The organism is Rhodococcus sp. (in: high G+C Gram-positive bacteria) (assembly GCF_049591685.1).
Lineage (GTDB): Bacteria > Actinomycetota > Actinomycetes > Mycobacteriales > Mycobacteriaceae > Rhodococcoides.
On sequence record NZ_JBAWFH010000021.1, the window covers coordinates 1 to 1,683 of the forward strand.

General features: G+C 68.0%; 1 protein-coding gene. It reads left to right on the plus strand.

The features are described 5' to 3' along the window. Window positions 1-1,683, plus strand: a 1,683-nt coding sequence (locus WBQ44_RS00695; protein ID WP_495564816.1) for a family 78 glycoside hydrolase catalytic domain, incomplete at both ends; no start/stop codon positions are given.

Consider the following 1,683-nt stretch of genomic DNA (forward strand, 5'->3'; position numbering starts at 1 on the left):
GAGCTCGAGATCACCTTCGCGGACGGCCACGTCCAGACCGTCGTGACCGATGAGTCGTGGCGCGCGTCGACCGGCGAGGTGCTCGCGGACGACCTCTACAACGGCGAAACCATCGACGCTCGTCTGCGCGATTCGGCCTGGCAGCATCCAGGTTTCGACGACTCGAGCTGGGACGCTGTGCACGCCGTCGCGTTCGACACCGATCGCCTCACGCCGAACGCCGCGCCGCCGGTGCGCCGCCTGGGCGAGTTCGCGGTGCAGAAGCACTGGACCTCACCTTCCGGCAAGACGCTCGTCGACTTCGGCCAGAACCTCGTCGGCTTCGTCCGCGTGCAGGTCTCGGGTCCCGCCGGCGCAGAGGTTGTGCTCCGCCACGCCGAGGTGCTGGAGCACGATGAGCTGGGCACCCGTCCATTGCGGCGTGCCGAGGCCACCGACCGCTTCCTCCTCAGCGGGGGCACCCCCGACAACCCTGACGTGTTCGAGCCGACACTGACATTCCACGGCTTCCGCTACGCGGAGGTCACCGGCTGGCCGGGCGAGTTCGACCCCGCGGCACTGACCGCGGTCGTGGTGGGTACCGAGATCCGTACGATCGGATCGTTCGCGTGCTCGAATCCCGAGCTCAATCAGCTGCACAGCAACGTTGTCTGGGGCATGCGCGGCAACTTCCTGAGCGTGCCGACCGATTGCCCGCAGCGCGATGAGCGCCTCGGCTGGACGGGCGACCTCGCGGTCTTCGCGCCGACGGCGGCCTATCTCGGAGATGTCGAGTCGTTCCTCGCCGATTGGCTCGTCGATGTCGAGCTTGAGCGGCGAGCTTCGCCCACAGGTGCCGTTCCGGTTGTCGTACCGGACGCCCTGAAGTACCTCGACACCGGTTTCCCGACGCCGGGAGCGACGGCCGTCTGGGGCGACGCGGCGGTGTGGGTGCCGTGGGCGCTCTGGCAGGCCTACGGCCGCGAACAGACGCTGAGCGATGCCTACCCACTGATGGTGGCGCACATGCGCTCGGTCGCCGCCGCGCTCTCGCCGAGCGGGCTCTGGGACACAGGGTTTCAGTTCGGCGATTGGCTCGATCCGGATGCCCCCGCCGATGACCCCGGCAAATCCAAGGCGCCGTCCGGCGTCGTGGCAACGGCGTGCGCCTTCCGCACCGCATCGCTCATGGTGCAGGCTGCGGAACAAGTGGGCCAGCAGTCGGATGCCGAAGAATTCCGCGCGATCCGTGACCGCGTCGGTGCGGCGTTCCGCGAGCACTACGTGCAAGACGGCGAGGTCGAGAGTGACAGCGCCACCGCGTACGCCCTCGCCATCGTCTTCGGCTTGTGCGACGACGCCGATCGTCAGAAAGCAGGTGACCGCCTTGCCGAACTCGTTCGAGCCGCGGGTCACCGCATCAGCACTGGCTTCGCAGGCACACCCTTCGTGAACGATGCGCTCGCCGCCACCGGACACCTCGACGATGCATACGCCCTTCTCCTCCAGCGTGAGGCGCCGTCGTGGCTTTACGGGGTTTCGATGGGTGCGACCACGATCTGGGAGCGCTGGGATTCCATGCTTCCCGACGGGTCGATCAACCCCGGCGAGATGACCTCGTTCAACCATTACGCCTTCGGGGCGGTGGCCGACTGGATGCATCGCTCCGTAGCCGGCCTCGCGCCGCTCGAGGCCGGCTACCGC